This is a genomic window from Paraburkholderia diazotrophica, assembly GCF_900108945.1.
Taxonomy (GTDB): domain Bacteria; phylum Pseudomonadota; class Gammaproteobacteria; order Burkholderiales; family Burkholderiaceae; genus Paraburkholderia; species Paraburkholderia diazotrophica.
In genome coordinates, this window is the sequence record NZ_FNYE01000019.1 from 38,176 (window position 1) to 57,511 (window position 19,336).

Here is a 19,336-nt window from a genome sequence, read left to right on the forward strand (position 1 = left end):
TGCATATGTGCTCCGTCGATTTGCTGCGTCTGATTGCTTCCATGCATTTTCACGTCGACTGTTCCCGCTTTCTATCAGGCTAATGCTCCGCGCCCGACAGGCGCGCGGCTTCCTGCACCCCGCGGACGGCCGCCGCAACGATCAGCCCCGTGAACACTACGCCGATCAGCCCGAGCAATACGGCATCGATCCGGCCAAACATCGAAGTGGGCACGACATCACCGTACCCGATTGTCAGCGCTGTAATCGCGCAGAAGTACACGGTTTCATCCATCGGCGAGGGCGTGCGGTTCAACGTCTCTACAGGGCCGCCCCAGTGGTACATGCCGAGCGTCAGCAAAACGAACAGGACCAGTAGGCCAGCCAGAATCGCGCGAAGGTACCAGAGGGTCCTGCCCATTTCTCGCAGAATCTCACGAGCACGCAGGCGGACGACGGTATCCCTTGTCGCATTTTCCATTGCAGGCTCCTCTCAGTACACGATGGGCCGATGCCGGCCAGTCATCTTGGGGAAAGCGCCCAACCGGATTTGGCTGGCCGGCAAACGACTGGACTGAACACAACTCATCCCACCCCGCGGCGCTGCTCGAAAAGCAGAAGCATGAAACACGCGTAGACCGTTACAGCCAGAAAGAGCCCCATGCGCACCGCGAAAGCGGTGTACACGTCCTTCCCCGCAACGCTGTCCTGCACCGACTGCCCCAACAAAATGATCATCGTGACAAGGCTGTTCAGCCAGAAACCCGGCGAGTAGCGCGTCTGGCTAAGGCCGTGAAGCTTGCGTCCCACCAGCAGGCCGAAAAGCAGCATCCACAGAAAGAACATCCATAGATCTACAAAGAGCCTGAGTGAAAACCAGAACGCAATGGCGAGCAGGCCGCCGAGCAGCGTGGAGCCGATCAGATCGCGCGCCGCACTGCGGGCCGTCGTCGTGCAGCTTTGTCTTCCGAGGCTGACGGACTTCATGATGATCGGCATGTAGCCCGCCGGATCGGTCATGGCGAGCAGATATGCCGGCATCACCACGAGCGCGGCACGAAGCGCAATGTACGCGGTCTGATCGTCGGACATGGCACGCGGGGCAGGCTGTGCCCGCGCGCTCACGGGTTCGGGAACGAGCCCGTGCATCAGGGCGGACACCAGCACGGCGAGCAGCAGCCCCTTCACCAATGCGCCGACGACCGTCATCGCCAGTTCGAAGTCTGCCGTGCCGGCTGCGGAGATCATCGTCAGTCCGGCCACCAGAAATGTCGCGACGAGATTGTTGCCGCCGCGCAGTCCGTAGCGAAAGGCGAGGAAGAGCATGAGGCCAATGAGCGCCACGCCAGCGAACGCGTAGTAACGAAGCAACGGAACGAGGAGAAGGCCGCTGCCCGTCGTCAATGCAACGACAAGCGCGAGAACCACGCCGGCCTTCAACGGCAGTGGCCGGTTTCGCGTCGCAAGCAGATAGACGGCAAACACAGGGGCGACGACGGGAATCGACAGGTCCAGCGCGAAACTGAGCGCGAGACATAGCGCCGTCCCGATAGCCAGGCGGAGCGCGCGTCGACCGGGAAGCAGGAGCGTGTTTTCCATAGCCGCCATCAGTAGAGATAGGAGACCCAGCTCATCACACGCAGAAACACGCGGCCTAGCGGATTGAGCGGATTGCCCTGACTGGGAAACGCCATGACCTCGGCCTGTCCGCCGACGCGAATGTCGTGCAGACGCGCGCGCTCGTCGCGATCGAACTCGACGATCACGGGGAAGCGCTGAGCGGGACGCAACCAGTCACGGCTATTCTGCACGGTGGGCAGACTGCCGGGCGGCGTATCCTGGCCCACGCTCACGCCATAGCCGATACTGCGGACGCGGCCTTCGAAGACTTCGCCCGGCAATGCGTCCAGCGCAATCGCGACGGGTGTGCCCGGCTTCAGATGACCCAGGTTGTTCTCGGTCATCTCAGCGCTGACCCACACATCGCGAATCGCGATCAGCGTCATCACCGGCTTGCCTGCCGACGCGAACTGGCCGACCTCGGTGCTGAGATCGGTGATAACGCCTCCCGTGCGCGCCTTGATGCGCGTATTGGCCAGATCGAGTTCGCTTTTCTCCAGCGCGGCGGCCGCGCTGCGCAACTGCGCGTTTGCGGCCTCCTCGCCACCCTGCTGCTCGCGTGCGCGCTCGACTTCGGCGCGCGCCGCCGCAACCTGGCTCTGTGCCTGCTCATGCGTCGCTCGCGCCACTTCGAGCCGCCGCAGCGAAACTGTTCCCTCGTCCTCGCGATACAGCCTTTCGAGCCGCTCGCTGTCCTGCCGGGCCTTCACCTCGTTCGCGATCGCTGCGCGAAGCGACGCGAGCGCCGAATCGATGCCGGCCGTGCTCGCCCCGACCTGGCGTCGTGTCGTTTCGAGGTCGGCCCGCGCGCGATCGGCTGCGATGCGGTATTGATCGCCATCGATTTCGAAGAGCACGTCGCCCGCGTTGACCTCCTGGTTGTCGTGCACGAACACGCGCGTCACCCGTCCCGATACTTCCGCGGCGACAGGGACGACGAAGGCCTGCACGCGCGCCTGCTGCGTGTAGGGCGTAAAACGGTCGGCGAGCAGATACCAGATCAGGCTCACCACGATCAGCCCGACGATCCACTTCACCGCCTTGCGCGACGGATCGGCGGGAGGCGCTGGCGGCGGGCCCGGCGACGGCGCCGTCGTGGATCGGGAGGTCTCGGTCGTTTCGCTCATGGCGACATACCTTCGGATGGAGCCGTCGCCGCTGGCGCGGCCGTTTCGTTCAGCATGTCGCCCCAGTCGGTGCGTTGCTGCATCTGCTCGCGCGTCGCGGCATCGACGAGCGGCTGCTGGCTGGTCCAGCCGCCGCCGAGCGCCTTGTATAGCGCGACCAGACTGCCTACCGCATTGCTGCGGTTGACGATGTACGCGTCCTGTTGTGCGAAGAGCGCGCGCTGCGCATCGAGCACGCGCTGGAAGTCCGAATACCCTTCGCGGTAGACCGTGTTGGCGAGCGTGAGCGAGCGCCGCGCGGCCGCTTGTGCGTCGTTCAGGATCGAGTCCCGCTGCAACGCGGCGCCCAGCGCGGTGGCGGCATCGTCGGCCTCGCGCGCCGCCTCGCGCACGGTGTTCTGGTAAGCGACGATCAGCTGCTGCAACCGGGCATCCTGCACGCGCACGTTGTTCGTGATCCTTCCATGATCGAACACGTTCCATGTCACGCTCGGGCCGGCGGCAAAGGCCAGCGTGTTCGGCGAGCCGGTCAGCGAACTCGCGCTCCAGACGAGCGAGCCCAGCAACGAAACGGACGGATAGAGATCGGCCTTGGCGACGCCGATGAGTGCCGACTGCGCTGCCATTTGATACTCGGCGGCGCGCACGTCCGGACGGCGCAATAGCAGATCGGCGGGAACACCCTGCAGTATGGCGCGATCCACGAGCGGCACCACGCCTTCTTTTCCGGATTGCACGTTCAGCTCGGGGAGCGGGCCCGGTGGCCGGCCCATCAGCACGGACAGCGCGTGGCGCGCGAGCACGATCTGGCTTTCGAGATCGGGGATGCTGCTCAGCGTGCCCAAGTACTGAGTTCTCGCCTGCTGGAGATCGAGTTCGTCCGTCTCGCCGGCCTTGAAGAGCTTCTGCGTGATGTCGTAGCTGCGCTTTTGCAACTGCGCGTTTTCCCGCGCGATGCGCAGACGCGCCTCAGCCGTGCGCAGCACGAAATAGGTATCGGCGACCTGCGCGTGCAATAGCACCAGCGCCGCATCGCGGTTGGCCTGCGCGGCGAAGAACGCGGCGTCGGCCGACTCGATGGCGCGGGCGAAACGCCCCCAGAAATCGAGCTCCCATCCGAGGGTAAAGCCCGCGCCGTACTGCAAATAGACGCCCGAGCGGGTATTGAATCCATCCGAGCGCTTGCGCGCCGAGGCAAGGACGTCGGCACTCGCCTGTTGCACCTGAGGGTAGCGCCCTGCGAGCGCGATGCCGAGCTGGGCGCGTGCTTCGAGTACGCGCAGGCCCGCGATCTTCAGATCGCCATTGCCGGCATCGGCTTCGGCAATCAGATGTTCGAGATTCGCGTCACCGAATACCTGCCACCACTGCCGCACGTCGGGCTGCGCCGCCTGCTGCGTGACCTGTTCTATCGACGCGCTGCTCCAGTGCTCGCTCCATGCCTCATGTTGCGGATGAAAGTCGGGTCCCACGCGCATGCAGCCCGTCAGCAACCCGGCGAGGCATACGATGAAGCCGCCTGGACGGAGCAGCGGTACCGTCCCGTATCGACGAATCGAGGGCAACATGATGACGCCATCTCCGCAGCATCTTTCAGGGCTGTTTCTGCTTTTGCCACGGCTCGCGTTCCGGCTGCTCTCTCACCCAACGCCAGAACAACTGGTAGGCCACTGCCAGCATTACGGGACCGATGAAGAGCCCGATCACCCCGCCCGTCACCATGCCGCCGAGCGCGCCGATCAGCACGACGGGCATCGGCACCGCGACACCACGCCCGAGCAGCAATGGCTTCAGCACGTTGTCGGCGAGACCCGCGACGAAAACATAGACGGAGAAAATGATCGTCGCGGTGCTTACGCCTTCCGTCACGATCACGAAGACGATGACGGGAATCGTGATCAATGTCGCGGGCAACTGCATGATGCCGATCAGCAGCACGGCGAGCGCGAGCAGACCCGCGCCCGGAATGCCCATGACGATGAACGCGATGCCGATCAGCAGCATCTGGATAAACGCGATCCCGACCACGCCCTGGGCTACGGCCCGGATGGTGGCTGTGCACAGATCGGCGATCTGCCGGCCGTTCTCGGGTCCCGAGATGCGCGACGCGATCTGCACTGCACTTTGATAGCCCTTCTCGCCGTGAGCCATGAAAATGCCCGCGACGATCAGCGCGAAGAAGAAGACGAGCAGCCCTGCGCCAAGACCCGTGACCGTGCCCAGTAGCGCGAGGCCAGCTTCCTTCAGTTGCGGCGCAAACTTTTGTGCAAGACCGGTCATGTCGGTCGAGGCCTGCGCCCAGAAGTCGTACACCCGCTGGCCCACTATCGGCCACGCAGCGACGGATTCGGCAGGCGGCGGAATCTGAAGATTGCCGCTCCTGAAAACGGCCATCGAGCGCTCGATCGAACTGGCCACCGCGACGCCCAGCAGATAGGTCGGCACCAGAATGACCGCAAACGCGACGAGAATGATCAGCGTGGCAATCAGGCCGTCCTTGCCGGCCAGCGGACTGCGAAGCTTCACCTGAAGCGGATACAGTGTGATCGCGAGGATCAGCGCCCAAACCATCAGGTCGAGAAACGGGACGAAGATCCTGAAACAGAACACGGCCAGAACAGCGATCAGTCCGGCGCGAATCAGGACATCGAGCAATTCTCTCGATATCGTCCGTTGGGTAATCGGCGTGAGCATCATCACGTGTCTCCTCACAGGCTGCCGCAAACAGTTGTCGCTGCCCTGGCGAGCCAGGGCCTGCCTGGACAGGACGCTATCGTGCGCGCGACCCGCTGGCAGAAGTTCGTCAAAACGGACGAAGCCGTCCCGACGTGCCGTCTACTGGCATGCGCTCAACATACTTGCCGCGCAGCCGCCGTTTTAACGAATCAGTTTCGTCCCTGTCGATTCAGGAACGAGGGAAGTCAACCGCGCCGCCAGGCTGGCCGGCATCTGCAAATCCGTACCTGCTGGCGGAACCCTGGCGAAACGGGAAACTTCATCCTGGCGAAACACGAACGCAAATATCTGCAAAGCCTGCAATGATCTCGATCCCGCCTGGAGCAGACAAGGCAATCGACCCGGCAGCGTGCGGGATTACCAGATCATTTGCTCACGCTTACTCATGTTATTTAACGGACCCGAAAATTCAACGCTGCTGCAATGACCAATCCGTTTTGCCTGTGCCGCAAAAGTTAGGGCGGAGAATCATCGACTGCCCTTTCGCGGATAGAACGACGGAAACACGACGGCAGGTCTTTTCGCCTTCGTGGCTCGTGCTCTCTGGTGTCATCGCCGCATCGATCTTTACGCTATTCCCCGTGCCTTCGTTTATCCATCGAGTCGTCTCGCCGTCATTCTTTGTGTTGAGCACTTCGACCAGCGCACTTTTGATTGAGTCCATGTCGCGCTTTTTAATGTATGACATCGGCGTGTCCTTGAGGAAATTTAGGTTGCTCGCCTCTGCAGACGCCATGCTACACAACAGCAGCGCCGCGAACATCACGTGCAAGCAATGCGTCGACAGCAGCAGCCCGAGTTTCCGTAACGACATAAAAATCTCCTCCTTCTGCCGCCGCTCATTGCCTTGCATGGGATCGCCGCGACGCGTGAAGCGCATATGTCATTTGAGGCGCACCCACAGGGGCACCGATTCGAGCAGATCATCGATGCCGAACCACAAGATCTGAATTCCGATGCAAAAGAGTACGAACGCGAAGAGCCGCTCGGCGACTTCAGTGCCGACGGGTCCGAGCAGCTTCTCGATGTTCGCTGTGAACCGGATGCACAAGTAGATGCTGCACCATAGAACGGCCAAGGCCATAAGCACGCCGGCGAGGTGAATCAACGCGATGCCGCCGCGTGGCCTGCCTGTGCCCAGTGCAATCGCGACGGCAATCGATCCTGGGCCGACGGTGATCGGAAGCGTCAGCGGATAAAAGGCCCTCGCGCGCAGCGAGGCCTCGCGAGTCGCGTCCGACGCCGTCTTCTGTTCCGGCTCGCGATCCGCATCCGTAGGCGCGTGCAGCAGCTTCCATCCGGCAAACGCAATCACCATTCCGCCGGCCACCCGCAACGCCGGCAGCGATATGCCAAAGAAGGACAACACGTACGCGCCAATCGAAAGCGACAGAAACAGGATGACCAGACTGTTGATCGAGATGCTTTTGGCAAGATAGGCTCGCTCAGCCGGCGTCGCTTGAGGGACCAGGCTAAGCACGATGAATCCCGCCGCCGGAGGATTGATGACGGGAAAGAGACCCGCGACGACGAGAAGAAAGGTCTCGGCAAACTGATTCAGCATTCTGCCTCCAGGCCTGCGCGAAGTATGCGATCCCGACGCCTACGTGGCCCTGTTGCGCGTTCCCCGCTGCGTGACGACGGTCAAGGTCGTGATCGTCGCGTTCGACAGCAACGCGCACGGACAAGGCATCGGCAGACTTCCATGACGACCTGCCCGCTGTGGCGAACCGACCGCGCGTGACCTATGCTCCAGCAACTTCACCGGCGTCCTTCCGCACACAGCATGCGAGTGCGGCAATGCCGCCGTTTTACTTGACTCGTCGTCTGTCGGAGCCATACTCCAGCCGTACTCTTTTATCGCTGCAAGCCATCGGGATATCGGAGGGAGCATCATGTTCACCTGGAATCGTGGGTTCACCGTTGCGATCGCTGCGATAGTCCTGGCGATGTCTTCTGGTCATTCCTCTGCTACAGAGCAGGCGCAACAACGTCGTGCTGGCCGGGACGTCCGGCAGGAAACTCGCCAGGGGGCCCGCCATACGAAGCAGGACTGCCGCGCCGCCGATCAGAAGAACAATGCGCAATGTCGACAGGACAAGCGACAGACCAAGCAGCATGGCCGCCAGGCTGCCCGCGATATCAAGTACTGAGTAGCGAGCCGCGACAACGCGGGCAAATCACGGCGCGCGCCATTCTGAACGTGTCCCAGGCAGCTTGCCTGCACCAAGGCGGCCCGACGACGAGCCAGTCGGGCAATCCTCGTCAAGGCACCGCCCTCGCCTTTTTGATCCCGCTTTTTCTGGTCCCCTCTTTCTGGTCTCCTCTTTCTGGTCCCCCGTTAGCAGGCGACAGCAAGCATCGTCATCTGTGGCGCGCAATAGCGTCGATAGCTGTCGTCACCACCGGGTCCGCCTGCGGCCATGGCGCGTACAACCCGCGTTCTTCATGCTTTTTCCTCGCGACCTTACCGGCGCACGCAAACACGCGTGCCCCTCGCCCACGATGACTCGCGGAAACGTGGCGTGTTACCTGCAACGCCCCATCGGCCAACATCGCGCGGACGGCGACAAGCACCTCGTTGCGGCTCGAGCCCAGTTGCTGCGCGATCTGCATGGCGGTGCGCTCGTTGCCATCCGCCAGCAGCGCCTTGATTTGCCCAGCCAGCCGTCCCGTCCTTTGAGGCTGACGATCCACAGCCCGAGGAATCAACGTCCCGTTTTTTTCACACATGTCTCGCCTGATCACCGGCGAACGGTCTGTCAGTTCGCTGTCGTGCCTCCCGGGATTGCGCGCGCAATAGCAACGCCGATCGACATCGAGCCGGCAAAGAGGGTTCTCGAAGATCGTCGTCAGTTGATCGACGGTGAAGCGCGCGCGGAGCGCACGCCATACGTCCTGCCATCCATCGCAAACTCCGCTGCGAGCGAGATCATAGGCAGCCTGCCTGATCGTTTCGCGAGTCTGGAGGATGTCCCAGTCGGGCATCCGTTTCATGGCCGGCTTCGCCGTGCGCGGCCCGTGTTTCGCCTGCCCGGCATACGCGCTGTGTGGAACGGGCCCTGAACGGAACATTCTGCCTGCAACATCGCCCGAAATCGGGTCATGGCCGAAACGTACGGCCAACCGACCGCCGCACGGACGATGGCTATCAGCAGATTCCTTGACGTCGTCATGCGAATCTCCGAACAAACATACGCGAGGTCAAGAATAAGCCGGTCGTGCGGCAGCGGATATTGGACCTTGGTCCAATACCATGCACAGGGGCAACCAGTTGGCGAGGAGGACTCACGCCGGAACAACCACTTCGCTTAACAAGGTCCGAGCGTTTTTATCCGCCTCCGCCCATTGCACTCACCGTATTCGGTCGCGATTACCTGTCACATGTGTTCAAGCAGATTCCCCACCCGTACTCCTATTTCGTTTTCCCTATAACGCTCCCTCGATTCCGTCATATTCTTGCCGAAAAAATGACCGACAAATGCGGCGATTGCACTAATTACTGATCGTGAGACTTACCGGCAAGCGCGGCTCGTGTCGTTGGCCGTCAGGAATCTCCGCGGTTGCTTCCGGCACTCCGGCTGCGGAAAACTTATATGCTCAAAAGACGCCAGATTCTCGGCTGCCTGACGGCGCTCGGCGGCAGCTATGTTCTTGGCGGATGCGGGGGCAGCGGTTCCGGCCCAAGCGCTGTCACGAACAATCCACGGGTCGTCAATGCTGCGACTGCGGGCACGTTTTACGGTATCAACGGACACTACGACTACCGCTACACGCCTGCCCAGATCGTATCGATCATCAGGAGCATCGGCTGCTCGACGTATCGGCTCGGCTGCACAGACGATCCGACGCAACTGAACGCCGTGGCGAAACTCGCTCAGGCATTCCAGTCGGCGGGACTGACCTTGTTCGTGCTCATCGATCTCAGCATTTACGACAGCAACCGCAAAATGTTCGCGAGCGAGTCGATCGCGTACGACCGTGGGCAGTCGTGCGCAGCAACGGTCGCCGGCGCGCTTGCGCCTTATGGCGTGACGATGTACGAGTGCGGCAATGAGCTGACACGGGCAGGCGACATCATTCTCGATGCCACCAACGCCGGCACGAAGGCCGTGGATTTCAACAACACCAACTGGCCGATCATGCGCGGTGTGATGCGGGGAATGATCCAGGGCGTGAAGTCGGTGCAACCCGGCGCGAGTTGCGGCATCAATTTCTGCGTGGCCGACATCGGCGCATCGGACGCTTTGTGGGACGGCATGCAGCCGGATGGAACAGGCGGTCATCCGACGGTGCGATGGGACATGACCACATGGCACAACTTCGAGGTCAACGGCAACATCTTCAATATCGGTTCCGATGGATCAGGTCCGGGCTTCAATCTGCCGGCGTACTGCAAATCGCGCTACGGTGTGCCGTTCCTGCTTACCGAGTGGAACACGGGGCCCGAGAAGACAGAGGCATACCGGGCCAGCTATATCAGTGCTCAGTTTGCCAACTACTTCACGGCCAGAAAGACGGAAAACATCCAGTCGGTGATGTACTACGAACTCGATAGCGGAGACTCGACCTTCGGCCTGATGATCGACGGTGCCATATTGAGTCAGACGTATGACGCATTCACCAGCTTCATCGCGGGGCACCCTGACAGCTGATGGCGCCGCTCCGCGAGCTATGCGTACGCGCTGATTCGCAGCGCACAGTCAGTCCGGCATCCCCACGCCGCGCGTCTCGGGCAGGAACCACGGCAGCACGATACCGAGCACGTACACGGAACCGAGCGCGAGCGCCGCATGCGACACGCCGCCGAACGACTTGATCATGCTGCCCGCGATAATCGGGAACACCCACGCGATCAGCCGCGCCGCGTTGAACACGAAGCTGATCGCCGTCGAACGGACCGAGCTCGTGAAGAGCTCGCAAGGATAGATGGCCATCCATACGTACGCGCAGCCCAGCGTGAAGAAACCGTTGATGGGCGCGATCACCATCATCGCTTCGACGCTCGACGTCAGCTTGTATGTGATGAACGTGGTCACGAGCGAGCCCACGAACGTCAGCGACAGGAACGTGCGCCGCCCGATCGCATCGACGATGAAGCCCGCGAGCATATACGCGACAATCGCGCCGACGGTATAGACGATCGACACTTTCGAGCCCCACGACACGGCGTCCTGGATGCCCTGGGCCTTGGCGATGGCCACCGTATAGGTCGGCAGCCAGCTGGAGATCGCCCACCAGCCGACCGTCGTGATGATCGACAGCGCGAGCAGGATCAGCGTGCGGCGCAGCGCCACGCGCTCAGCGAACAGTTGCGCGAGCGTGAACGGACGCTTGCCGGCTTGCGGCGCATCGCTGGCCGCGTCCCGGGTGGCGGATGCATTGGTGCCAGCCGTGCTCGTGGCCGCCCATCGCTTTTCGCGGACGGCGCGCTGCCACTTCTCCGATTCGCTCACGCCACGCCGGATATACAGCACGAAGAACGCAGGCACCGCACCTAGCACGAACATCAGCCGCCACGATTCGGCGCCGAGCGGATGCGTCGACGCAAGCGCATACCAGATCACGGCCGCTGCCAGCGTGCCCCAGCCGAAGCCTGACTGCAGGAAGCCCGCGCCTTTCGCGCGTGCCTGCTCAGGCCATGTCTCCGACAACAGCGCGATGCCCGTGCTCCATTCGCTGCCCATCGCGAGGCCCGTCAGGAAGCGCAACGCGCACAGCGTCCAGACCGTCTGCGAAAACGCGGTGATGCCCGAGAACAGCGCATAGAGAAACACGGACCAGAGCATCATCCGCTTGCGGCCGACATAGTCGGCAAGAATGCCGCCGACCAGTCCGCCGATGCCCCAGCCGAGCAGCGTGATGCCGATCACGAGGCCCGCATACACCGTCTGCGACGCCGCCTGTTCTGCCGTGAGCACCGAATGCAGCATCGGCCCGAGCACGACGACGAGCGCGAGCGCCTCGTAGCCGTCGAAGATCCAGCCGAGAAAGCTCGCCTTGAGCACCTTCCAGTGCATCGACGTCAGTCCGTCGTACCAGCGGGTACGCACGCCGACGGCAAGTTGTCCGTGTTCCATCTGTGTCTCCTTCATGCATTCGTTCTGGAATGTCCCATGCCGTTCGCGCGCCGGCTCATGGATCAACGTGATTCGACCTCATTCGACATCATTCAATGCGGGGGCGACGGCTAGCGCTGGCCGAACGACGCGCCCTCGAACACGCGTCCCGCGCCGCGCGGCTCGCATCGCCAGTATTGCGGCGGCGCCTTGATCGTCGAGCCGAGTTGCGCAGCCGCGTGCCACGGCCAGCGCGGGTCCCACAGCACTGCACGCGCGAGCGCGATCAGATCGGCCTCGCCTTCGCGGATCACGCGGTCGGCTTCGATGGCATCGGTGATGAGGCCGACGCCGATGGTCGGCATGCCCGTCGCTTCGCGCACCGCGCGCGCAAACGGAACCTGGTAATGCGGCCCGACGGGAATCTTCTGCAACGGCGACAGGCCGCCCGTCGACACGTCGATCCAGTCACAACCCCGTTCGCGCAAGCGCTTAGCAAGCTCGATAGTCTGCTCGAGGTCCCAGCCGCCTTCGACCCAATCCGTCGCCGACACGCGCACGCCGAGCGGCTTGCCTTCGGGCCATACGGCGCGCACTGCTTCGTAGACTTCGAGCGGAAAGCGCATGCGGTTTTCGAGCGAGCCGCCGTACTCGTCGTCACGCTGATTCGCGAGCGGCGACAGGAACTGATGCAGCAGATAGCCATGCGCGAAGTGCAGTTCGATCGCAGCGAGGCCGAGCCGCGCCGCGCGCTTCGCACTATCAGCGAACGCATCGCGAATGCGCGCGAGCCCCGCGTGATCGAGCGGGACGGGCGAGACCTCGCCGTCGCCCTGCGCAATCGCGGAAGGACCGGTCGCCTGCCAGCCGCCGTCCTGCGGCGCGATCTGCACGCCGCCGCGCCACGGCGGTTCGCTCGATGCCTTGCGTCCCGCGTGCGACAACTGGATGCCGATCGGCATGTCGCTGAACTGCCTCACTTCGTCGAGCACGCGGCCGAGCGCTTCCTCGTTCGCATCGGAATAGAGGCCGAGGCAATACGGCGTGATGCGGCCCGTGGCTTCGACGGCCGTCGCTTCCAGCAGCATCAGGCTCGCGCCCGACAACGACAGGTTGCCGATATGCGTGCGATGCCACGCGCTCGCCGAGCCGTCGATGGCGCTGTACTGGCACATCGGGCTGATGACGATGCGGTTTCGCAGCTTGAGCGAGCCGAGTTCGAGAGGAGAAAAGAGTGAAGCTGAAGCGCTCATTGATCCGATTCCTGAACGAGTGATGCGAATGATCGGCAAGCACACGCACGCGCAGACGCGTCGCGAACAGCCTCGACGACGGCATCGGCGGAGCGCCTTAGAATGACGAATCGCGATGCTTGCGTATGCCGATCGAGACGCGGCGGGTGGCGTGACATGCCTTGTATCGCCGACAGGATGGGCGTTTCCGGCCTGTTTGAAAACTTCTCAATCTTCAACGGAGCCATCGCGAAACGCGATGTCCAACCGCCTCGCAGATCAGGCGGATCAAGCAGATCAGGGAAAACCCGAGAAAGGAGTGCCAATGCGTGCTGTACCGGACCGGCCAATGCGCTTCGATATGGAGTCGCTGCGTATCTTCGTGGCCGTCGTGGAAGAGGGCAGCATTGCGGCGGCATCGGGGCGCACGCACCTCGTCGCATCGGCTGTCAGCAAGCGCGTGTCCGATCTGGAGACCGACGCGGGCACGCCGCTGCTCTATCGCCATAGCCGGGGCGTGCAGGCAACGCCTGCGGGCGAAGCGCTCTATCACCACGCGAAGCGGCTAATCGAACACGTGCAGCAGATATCGGATGAATTGTCGGAGTATTCACAAGGTCTGCGCGGACACGCGCGCATCTACGTGAACTTCACGGCGATGGTCCAGTATCTGCCGGGCGCGTTGCATACGTTCTTGCGCGCGAACCCCGAGGTGCGCGTCGACATGGTCGAGAAGAGCAGCGACGAAGTGGTGCAGGGCATTGCGAGCGGCATGGCGGACCTCGGCATCTGCTCCGCGCCTCGCGATTCGCTGCAAGACCTGCAATGGCGCACCTATAGCGTCGACAAGCTGGTGCTGATCGTGCCGGATGGTCATCGGCTGGCGCAGCGCGCGGCAGTTAAATTCGCCGATGCGCTCGATGAAGACTTCATCATCATGCCCTACGCCACGTCCATTTCGAAGCTGTGCCGCGCGGCGGCGGAGCGCGAGGGCCGGCGCTTGCGCGTGCGCATCGAAGTGACGAGCTTCGAAGGCGTGCGCAATATGGTCGGCGCGGGGCTCGGCATCGGCGTGCTGCCCGAGGGCAGCGTGATGCCCTACGCGCAGGCGGCGAGCTATCGGGTGATCGAACTCGCCGAGCCGTGGTCGTTGCGCCCGATGTTGATCGTCGCGCGCAACTTCGATACGCTGCCGCTGCCCGCGCGCATGCTGGTCGATCATCTGAGCAAGCACGGAGCAGCGTCTGCCGGAGCGATGGGCATCAGCTCTCCGCCTTCGACATGACGGCCGTGGCCGGGTCGTACCGATAGCCTTTCTGGGCCAGCTGCTGCGCCATCGTCGTGCCGATCAGCTTCTTTTGCGCCTCGCGGAAGACCAGTTCGTGATCGGGCTTGAGCCGCTCCAGCTCGAACGAGAGTCGGCGCAACAGCGCTACTTCGCCCGTGCTGCGCGCGTCGATGAACAGGATCTTCTCGTTCGCCTGTTCGAGCCGCTGCTTGATTTCCTTCGCGTACGTAACCCACTGCTCGGCATTGGCGCGCAACTCGTTATAGGCCTTCGTGTGTGCTTTCGACTGAGCCGCGATCTCACGTTGCAATGCGGCGATTTCGTCCGCGGTCGTGGCTGCTCCCGCCTCGATGCCGGCCTGGTGCTCGCGTTGCGCGTCTCTCGCGGCTGTTGCTTCGCGTTCCTGTTCGGCGAGGCGCTGCTCCAGTTGCGCGGCATGCTGTTCGGCTGCATCGGCGCGTTGCTTTGCGGCGGATGCTTCCTGCGAGATGCGCTCGCGCTCGGTGTCTGCGGCGGTCCTGGCCTCGGTCATCGCGTCGATCTGCGCTTTGGCTTCCGTAAGTTCGCGCGTGATGCGCTGATGCTCTTCACGCTGTGACGCCGCTTCTTCGGCTCGTACTGCGTTTGCGTGCTGCTCTGTTGCGAGACTTTGCTCCAGTTGCGTCGCGCGCTGTTCGGCTGCGTCGGCGCGTTGCTTTGCGGCGGATGCTTCCTGCGAGATGCGCTCGCGCTCGGCGTCTGCGGCGGTCCTGGCCTCGGTCATCGCGTCGATCTGCGCTTTGGCCTCTTCTTCGAGTTTCCGCGTGACCCGCTGAAGCTCTTCGAGCCGCGCCGCTGCTTCTTCGGCTCGTGCCGCGTTTGCCTGCTGCTCCGCTGAGAGGCTTTGCTCCAACTGAGTCGCGCGCTGTTCGGCTGCTTCGGCGCGTTCCTTCGCAGCGCATGCTTCCTGCGAGATGCGCTCGCGCTCGGCGTCTGCGGCGGTCCTGGCCTCGCTCATCGCGTCGATCTGCGCTTTGGCCTCTTCGAGTTCCCGTGTGATGCGCTGATGTTCTGACGCTGCTACTTCGGCTCGTGCCGCGTTTGCCTGCTGCTCCGCTGCGAGGTTCTGCTCCAACTGCGTTGCGCGCTGTTCGGCTGCTTCGGCGCGTTCCTTCGCAGCGGATGCTTCCTGCGAGATGCGCTCGCGCTCGGCGTCCGCGCCGGCCCTGGCCTCGCTCATCGCGTCGATCTGCGCTTTGGCTTCCGTCAGTTCCCGCGTGACGCGCTGATGTTCTTCGAGCCGCGCCGCCGCTTCATCCGCCCGTGCCGCACTCGTCTGCCGCTCGGCTGCGAGTGCGCTGCGCGTTTCGTCGAGTTCGGCCTGCAGCGCCGCGAGCCGCGCCTGGCGCTCGCTCGCCTGCGCCTCGGCGGCTTCGGCACGCGATGTCGCCGCGCCCGCCTCCTGCGACCATCGCGCCACCTCTTCCGTCTTCGTCCGGCACGTGTCGTTCAACGTCGACACTTCGCGCCGCGCGTCGTCTCGCTCCTGTGTGAGCCGCGCGATCTCGTCGTTCTGGCTCGACACCGTTGCGGCCAGCCCTTCATTCGCGTTGCGCTGCTCGTCGAGCGATGCCTGCACGGCTTCGAGCGTCGTCTCCGCCGTCGATGCCCGTTGCGTGAGCTCTTCGACCTTGGTCTCCGCCGTTTCGGCGCGGGCGGTCACAGAGGCCAGTTCGGCCTGAACGCGCGTCGCGGTCTCCTCTGACGCCTGCAATTGGCTGCGATGCGCCTCCAGCTCGGCCTCCAGCGCGGCGATCCGCGCGAGGCCCTCGCTTGCCTGCGCGATGGCGGCATCGGCACGCGACACGGCGGCGCTCGCCTCCTGCGTCCATCGCTCCACGTCGGCGGCCTTCGCCTGGCACGCGTCGTTCAACGTCGCGATTTCGTGCCGGGCGTCGTCGCGCTCCTGCGTGAGGCGCGCTATTTCGTTGTTCTTGCCCGAAACCGTCGCGGCTAGCCATTCATTCGCCTTGTGCTGCTCGACCAGCGACGCCTCCGCCGCCTCCCGCCTGGCCTGCTCCGCCGATGCGTGCTGCGCGAGCTCTCCCGCCTTCGCCTCGGCCGTCCCGGCGCGAGCGGTCGCCTCGGCAAGCTCCGCGCGGGCGCGTGTCGCCGCATCGTCCAGCGCCTGCAGTTCGCCGGCCAGTCCGTCGAGCCGGTCGCGGCCGGTTTCGACTTCCTTTTCCGTCTTCTGGTATTCGGTCAGCGCCTCGTCGCGCTCCTTCAGCGCGACGGCGAGCTGTTGATCCACCGCGCCCAGACGGTCGCCGAGCACCCTCGACGTGGCCTCGTGCGATGCCGTCCAGAGCCGGCGGGCGATGTTCATCAGGGCCTCGGCGAGATCGTCGGGCACATCGGCCCGGACCTGAGCGGGCGGCGTCTGGGGCTGTCGCGCGTCGCGCCAGCGTTGCAAGGCGACGGCAACGGCGACGATCGATCGGCTGTGGACCTCCGACCAGATCGTCACTGGGGAAACATCACGGCCTTCCTGGGTCATGCGGTCTGCGATTGCAGCAACCTGTTCGTCGATAGTGGTGTCTGCGTCTAGGGACATAAGCGCCTCAAGAATCAAAGGGGCCGGGCGAAAACTGGCTCCCGCGATACATTACTACGTTCTGCGCGATACGCTATGAAAGAAGCATGCCCCATAGGCATTCAGAGGGCACTTCGTAGAGGGAGTCGATCGGCGAAGGGCATGTAGATGATGCCGTGCAGACCTCGCAAAACCGGCCAATTGACCGCGACGCCGAAGACGCCGAATACGCCGTCACCGCGCGTTGCGCAGCGAAAACTGCCACGCAAAAAGGCCGGGAATGAAGATCAACAGATCCCGGATGCGCCTGGCGCCAGCCAGCGCAAGACTGGTTGCAGGCTCGATGCCGAGCCATCCGCCGATCAGCACGAAGGCGCCTTCCTGAATCCCCAACGCGCCCGGCACGACGAAGGCCGCGCTGCTCACGGCCTGGATCAGCACTTCGATGGTCAGCGCCGCGAGAAAGCTCACGTTTGCGCCGAGAAAATAGAGCGCGAGCCAGATTTCGAGCGCCGTCGCCAGACATTGCAGCGGCTGCCAGAAGAATAGATAGCGAAGGACGACGGCGCGACGGCGCCAGATCACCTTGATCGACTGGTCGGTTTTCACCGAGTGGCCGACCAGCGCGGTGAGCTTGCCGCTCGTCATCCGGTCGAGTCCTCGCGATACCAGCGCGAACGGATTCGCGTGTTGCACGAGCGCGAAGAGGATGGGTACGGGCACCAGCAGCGCCGTGCTCCATGCGAGGCCGCCGACCACGTGTCCCGTTGCGGAATCGCCGCGAGCCGCGAGAAATCCGATCCCTGCCATCGTGAAGACGAACTGGCTGATGATCGTCAATTGCATGTCGACGACGAGACTCGCCGCCGCCGTCGATGCGCGCACACGCCAACGCCGCAACAGCTGGAAAGAGACCAGTTCGCCGCCGACGCGCGCAACGGGCAACATGCAGTTCACCGACTCGCGAATCCACACGAGCTTCAGCATCGAAAGCAGAGTGGGCCGATTGGCGCCGCGTATCAGCGTTTGCCAGTCGCGGGCGTTCGCCAGCATCGGCAGGACATGCGCAAGCCCGGCGACGAGCAGCCCTGCGCCCGCATCGCGCAGGAGACCCAGTACCTCTGCGGGATGACTGCGCCATACGACGAAAAGCGCAATCACGAGACCTGCCAAAGCCGCGAATCTGCTGACGTGCCTGATCATCGAATTGGAATGAGGTGGGAAGCTACCGTTGCTCAGTCGGTGGACGAACTGGCGGGCGCGACTTTGAGCAGGCCATCGTCGTCTACGTCGAAACTCACGCCTCTCCAGACAACGCGCGAAGAAAGCAGGCTTGCGAAAAGAATGGCAAATGCCGTCACGTCCCACAACGGCAGAAGCCAGGGTTCACGAACGGAGCGCTTCAGCGCAAGATCCATGCGGCACTGAAGCACGAGCCTCGCGCACAAGGCGGCTGCGAGCAGATATAACGTCCACAGCGGCGCACTTGCGAACAGCAGCGCGAGTAGCGCCCATGGTACCGGGTAACTCACGGCCGAGCCAAGATGGCCATACGGATCGATTCGCCGGATGGTTCTGCTCCACCGCAACTCATGCTCGACAAGCCGCGCGGGCGTGGACTCGGGGCATGCGTGGCCGATCACGAAGCCGGGGACCACCACGCGCTGCCCTGCCGCTCTTACCGCCATACCGATCGCATGATCTTCGGCGAGCCGATCCGCAAACTGGCGCAGCCCGCCGATTTTATCGAGCGTTTCGCGACGCATCGCAATCGTCTGGCCAAAGCAGGGTTGTGCAAGGCCCAATGCAAGCGCGATCAGCACGCCGGGAAGGAACTGATAGTCGACGGCTCTTGCTGAGAGCTTCGGCCAGAATCCGGGGTCGGGCGCGCCCACGTACGCGCACGTGACGAGGCCGACGCCTTCCGCCTGAAGTTCGCCCATCACCCTGCTGAGATAATCGCGGCCGACCGCGACGTCGCTATCCGCAAACACGTAGTGCTCGTGGACGGCCGAAGGAAGCATGTTGAGAAGATTGCTGACCTTCCGGTTGCAGCCGTGCAATTCGCTGTTCGCGACCACGGTGATGTGCGCGTCGGGATAGAGACGCTGAAGCTCTTTCACGACATCGAGCGCGGGATCGTTCGGATCGTGGACACCGAACAGGTACTGTACTTCCCCCTCGTAATCCTGTTCGCAGAAGGTTCGCAGATTCGACAGAAGCGCGGTTTCCATTCCGCGCAGCGGCTTGATTACCGTGACAGGCGGAAAGCTTTTGGGTTGAGGCGACCTTCGCCCGAAGAACCCGCCGACCAGCGCGGCGGCCGCGACGGTGTACAGAATGCCGAATGCCGCACACGCTCCACACACGCAAGCCAGAAATTCGCGTACGAGTCCGACATTCGAAACCAGCGCATTAATCGCCATTGGAGTGCCCAATGTGAAGGTTCTGTGGATCAGGCGTTCTACTGACGCCAGAGTCGATGGGCCGCATAGCCGCGCATGAAGAACCCGGAAGTGCGGAACTGACACGAAGCGGAAACGCTGGGGACGTCCGCCGTTCCGATGACCGCTTCGCGAAGAGGGAAGAGGCCGATCAGCACAACGACGATCGCGATTGGACACGCAGGGCGATCGTAGTGATGCAACCTGAAGAAAACATTAAAGCTCTACGGTCTTTATATTTCGATTGATTACAGCGGGATTCACTCAATGCGACGCCTC

The 19,336-nt window shown here is 63.1% G+C and carries 15 protein-coding genes and 1 pseudogene; 3 read left to right on the forward strand and 13 right to left on the reverse strand.

Annotation, left to right across the window (positions count from 1 at the left end):
* Nucleotides 1–79: 79 nt before the first annotated feature.
* The 7 genes from BMW76_RS22795 to BMW76_RS22825 all read right to left on the reverse strand — a co-directional run bounded on the left by BMW76_RS22795 (nt 80) and on the right by BMW76_RS22825 (nt 7,026).
* Complete coding sequence (locus BMW76_RS22795) at nt 80–460, reverse strand: potassium channel family protein (protein ID WP_090869224.1); 381 nt, start codon at nt 458–460, stop codon at nt 80–82.
* A 104-nt stretch (nt 461–564) separates the two neighbouring features.
* Nucleotides 565–1,578: a DUF2955 domain-containing protein gene (locus BMW76_RS22800; protein WP_090869226.1), complete on the reverse strand. Its 1,014-nt coding sequence runs from the start codon at nt 1,576–1,578 to the stop codon at nt 565–567.
* 8 nt (nt 1,579–1,586) lie between these two features.
* Nucleotides 1,587–2,726, reverse strand: coding sequence for an HlyD family secretion protein (locus BMW76_RS22805; protein WP_090869228.1), 1,140 nt, complete (start codon nt 2,724–2,726; stop codon nt 1,587–1,589).
* Nucleotides 2,723–4,294 (reverse strand): efflux transporter outer membrane subunit, encoded by a 1,572-nt coding sequence (locus BMW76_RS22810; RefSeq protein ID WP_090869230.1) that lies wholly within the window; start codon nt 4,292–4,294, stop codon nt 2,723–2,725. The genes BMW76_RS22805 and BMW76_RS22810 overlap by 4 nt, the downstream gene beginning before the upstream one ends.
* Before the next feature lie 25 nt (nt 4,295–4,319).
* Complete coding sequence (locus BMW76_RS22815) at nt 4,320–5,423, reverse strand: AI-2E family transporter (RefSeq protein WP_090869232.1); 1,104 nt, start codon at nt 5,421–5,423, stop codon at nt 4,320–4,322.
* A gap of 448 nt (nt 5,424–5,871) precedes the next feature.
* Complete coding sequence (locus BMW76_RS22820; protein WP_245763337.1) at nt 5,872–6,225, reverse strand: hypothetical protein; 354 nt, start codon at nt 6,223–6,225, stop codon at nt 5,872–5,874.
* Between the two features lie 120 nt (nt 6,226–6,345).
* Nucleotides 6,346–7,026, reverse strand: a complete 681-nt coding sequence (locus BMW76_RS22825) for a MarC family protein (RefSeq protein WP_090869234.1) — start codon at nt 7,024–7,026, stop codon at nt 6,346–6,348.
* 331 nt (nt 7,027–7,357) lie between these two features.
* Here BMW76_RS22825 and BMW76_RS22830 point away from each other — a divergent pair, with 331 nt between their 5' ends.
* On the forward strand, nt 7,358–7,615 hold the full coding sequence (locus BMW76_RS22830) for a hypothetical protein (RefSeq protein ID WP_090869236.1): 258 nt from the start codon (nt 7,358–7,360) through the stop codon (nt 7,613–7,615).
* Between the two features lie 211 nt (nt 7,616–7,826).
* Here BMW76_RS22830 and BMW76_RS22835 read toward each other — a convergent pair whose 3' ends face one another.
* Nucleotides 7,827–8,459 carry a hypothetical protein gene (locus BMW76_RS22835; protein WP_090869238.1) on the reverse strand — a complete coding sequence of 211 codons (633 nt, stop codon included), beginning with the start codon at nt 8,457–8,459 and terminating at the stop codon, nt 7,827–7,829.
* A 704-nt stretch (nt 8,460–9,163) separates the two neighbouring features.
* Here BMW76_RS22835 and BMW76_RS22845 point away from each other — a divergent pair.
* Nucleotides 9,164–10,117, forward strand: a pseudogene (locus tag BMW76_RS22845) (hypothetical protein); the annotation flags it as partial.
* Nucleotides 10,118–10,165: 48 nt separating this feature from the next.
* Here the strand turns inward: BMW76_RS22845 and BMW76_RS22850 are convergent.
* A complete protein-coding gene (locus BMW76_RS22850) occupies nt 10,166–11,542 on the reverse strand; it encodes an MFS transporter (protein WP_090869244.1) in 1,377 nt (458 codons plus the stop codon).
* Between the two features lie 110 nt (nt 11,543–11,652).
* On the reverse strand, nt 11,653–12,774 hold the full coding sequence (locus tag BMW76_RS22855; protein WP_090869246.1) for an NADH:flavin oxidoreductase/NADH oxidase: 1,122 nt from the start codon (nt 12,772–12,774) through the stop codon (nt 11,653–11,655).
* 304 nt (nt 12,775–13,078) lie between these two features.
* On the opposite strand from BMW76_RS22855, the gene BMW76_RS22865 reads away from it, so the two are divergent.
* Complete coding sequence (locus BMW76_RS22865) at nt 13,079–14,038, forward strand: LysR family transcriptional regulator (RefSeq protein WP_245763330.1); 960 nt, start codon at nt 13,079–13,081, stop codon at nt 14,036–14,038.
* Here BMW76_RS22865 and BMW76_RS22870 read toward each other — a convergent pair.
* From BMW76_RS22870 to hpnI, 3 genes are all read right to left on the reverse strand, one after another.
* Nucleotides 14,016–16,634 (reverse strand): DNA-binding protein, encoded by a 2,619-nt coding sequence (locus tag BMW76_RS22870; protein ID WP_090869252.1) that lies wholly within the window; start codon nt 16,632–16,634, stop codon nt 14,016–14,018. The two genes, BMW76_RS22865 and BMW76_RS22870, sit on opposite strands and share 23 nt — an antisense overlap.
* A 213-nt stretch (nt 16,635–16,847) precedes the next feature.
* On the reverse strand, nt 16,848–17,816 hold the full coding sequence (locus BMW76_RS22875; protein WP_090869253.1) for a lysylphosphatidylglycerol synthase domain-containing protein: 969 nt from the start codon (nt 17,814–17,816) through the stop codon (nt 16,848–16,850).
* 32 nt (nt 17,817–17,848) lie between these two features.
* The gene (gene hpnI / locus BMW76_RS22880) at nt 17,849–19,039 is read right to left on the reverse strand and encodes a bacteriohopanetetrol glucosamine biosynthesis glycosyltransferase HpnI (RefSeq protein ID WP_090869255.1); all 1,191 of its coding nucleotides are present in this window, start codon (nt 19,037–19,039) and stop codon (nt 17,849–17,851) included.
* Between the last annotated feature and the right edge of the window lie 297 nt (nt 19,040–19,336).

Bases quoted from the DNA above. Each gene is read 5' to 3' on its own strand.
- hpnI (WP_090869255.1), bottom strand. From the start codon at position 19,039: ATGGCGATTAATGCGCTGGTTTCGAATGTCGGACTCGTACGCGAATTT.
- BMW76_RS22875 (WP_090869253.1), bottom strand. From the start codon at position 17,816: ATGATCAGGCACGTCAGCAGATTCGCGGCTTTGGCAGGTCTCGTGATT.
- BMW76_RS22805 (WP_090869228.1), bottom strand. From the start codon at position 2,726: ATGAGCGAAACGACCGAGACCTCCCGATCCACGACGGCGCCGTCGCCG.
- BMW76_RS22800 (WP_090869226.1), bottom strand. From the start codon at position 1,578: ATGGAAAACACGCTCCTGCTTCCCGGTCGACGCGCGCTCCGCCTGGCT.
- BMW76_RS22835 (WP_090869238.1), bottom strand. From the start codon at position 8,459: ATGAAACGGATGCCCGACTGGGACATCCTCCAGACTCGCGAAACGATC.
- BMW76_RS22825 (WP_090869234.1), bottom strand. From the start codon at position 7,026: ATGCTGAATCAGTTTGCCGAGACCTTTCTTCTCGTCGTCGCGGGTCTC.
- BMW76_RS22865 (WP_245763330.1), top strand. From the start codon at position 13,079: ATGCGTGCTGTACCGGACCGGCCAATGCGCTTCGATATGGAGTCGCTG.
- BMW76_RS22830 (WP_090869236.1), top strand. From the start codon at position 7,358: ATGTTCACCTGGAATCGTGGGTTCACCGTTGCGATCGCTGCGATAGTC.
- BMW76_RS22850 (WP_090869244.1), bottom strand. From the start codon at position 11,542: ATGGAACACGGACAACTTGCCGTCGGCGTGCGTACCCGCTGGTACGAC.
- BMW76_RS22820 (WP_245763337.1), bottom strand. From the start codon at position 6,225: ATGTTCGCGGCGCTGCTGTTGTGTAGCATGGCGTCTGCAGAGGCGAGC.
- BMW76_RS22810 (WP_090869230.1), bottom strand. From the start codon at position 4,294: ATGTTGCCCTCGATTCGTCGATACGGGACGGTACCGCTGCTCCGTCCA.
- BMW76_RS22870 (WP_090869252.1), bottom strand. From the start codon at position 16,634: ATGTCCCTAGACGCAGACACCACTATCGACGAACAGGTTGCTGCAATC.
- BMW76_RS22855 (WP_090869246.1), bottom strand. From the start codon at position 12,774: ATGAGCGCTTCAGCTTCACTCTTTTCTCCTCTCGAACTCGGCTCGCTC.
- BMW76_RS22795 (WP_090869224.1), bottom strand. From the start codon at position 460: ATGGAAAATGCGACAAGGGATACCGTCGTCCGCCTGCGTGCTCGTGAG.
- BMW76_RS22815 (WP_090869232.1), bottom strand. From the start codon at position 5,423: ATGATGCTCACGCCGATTACCCAACGGACGATATCGAGAGAATTGCTC.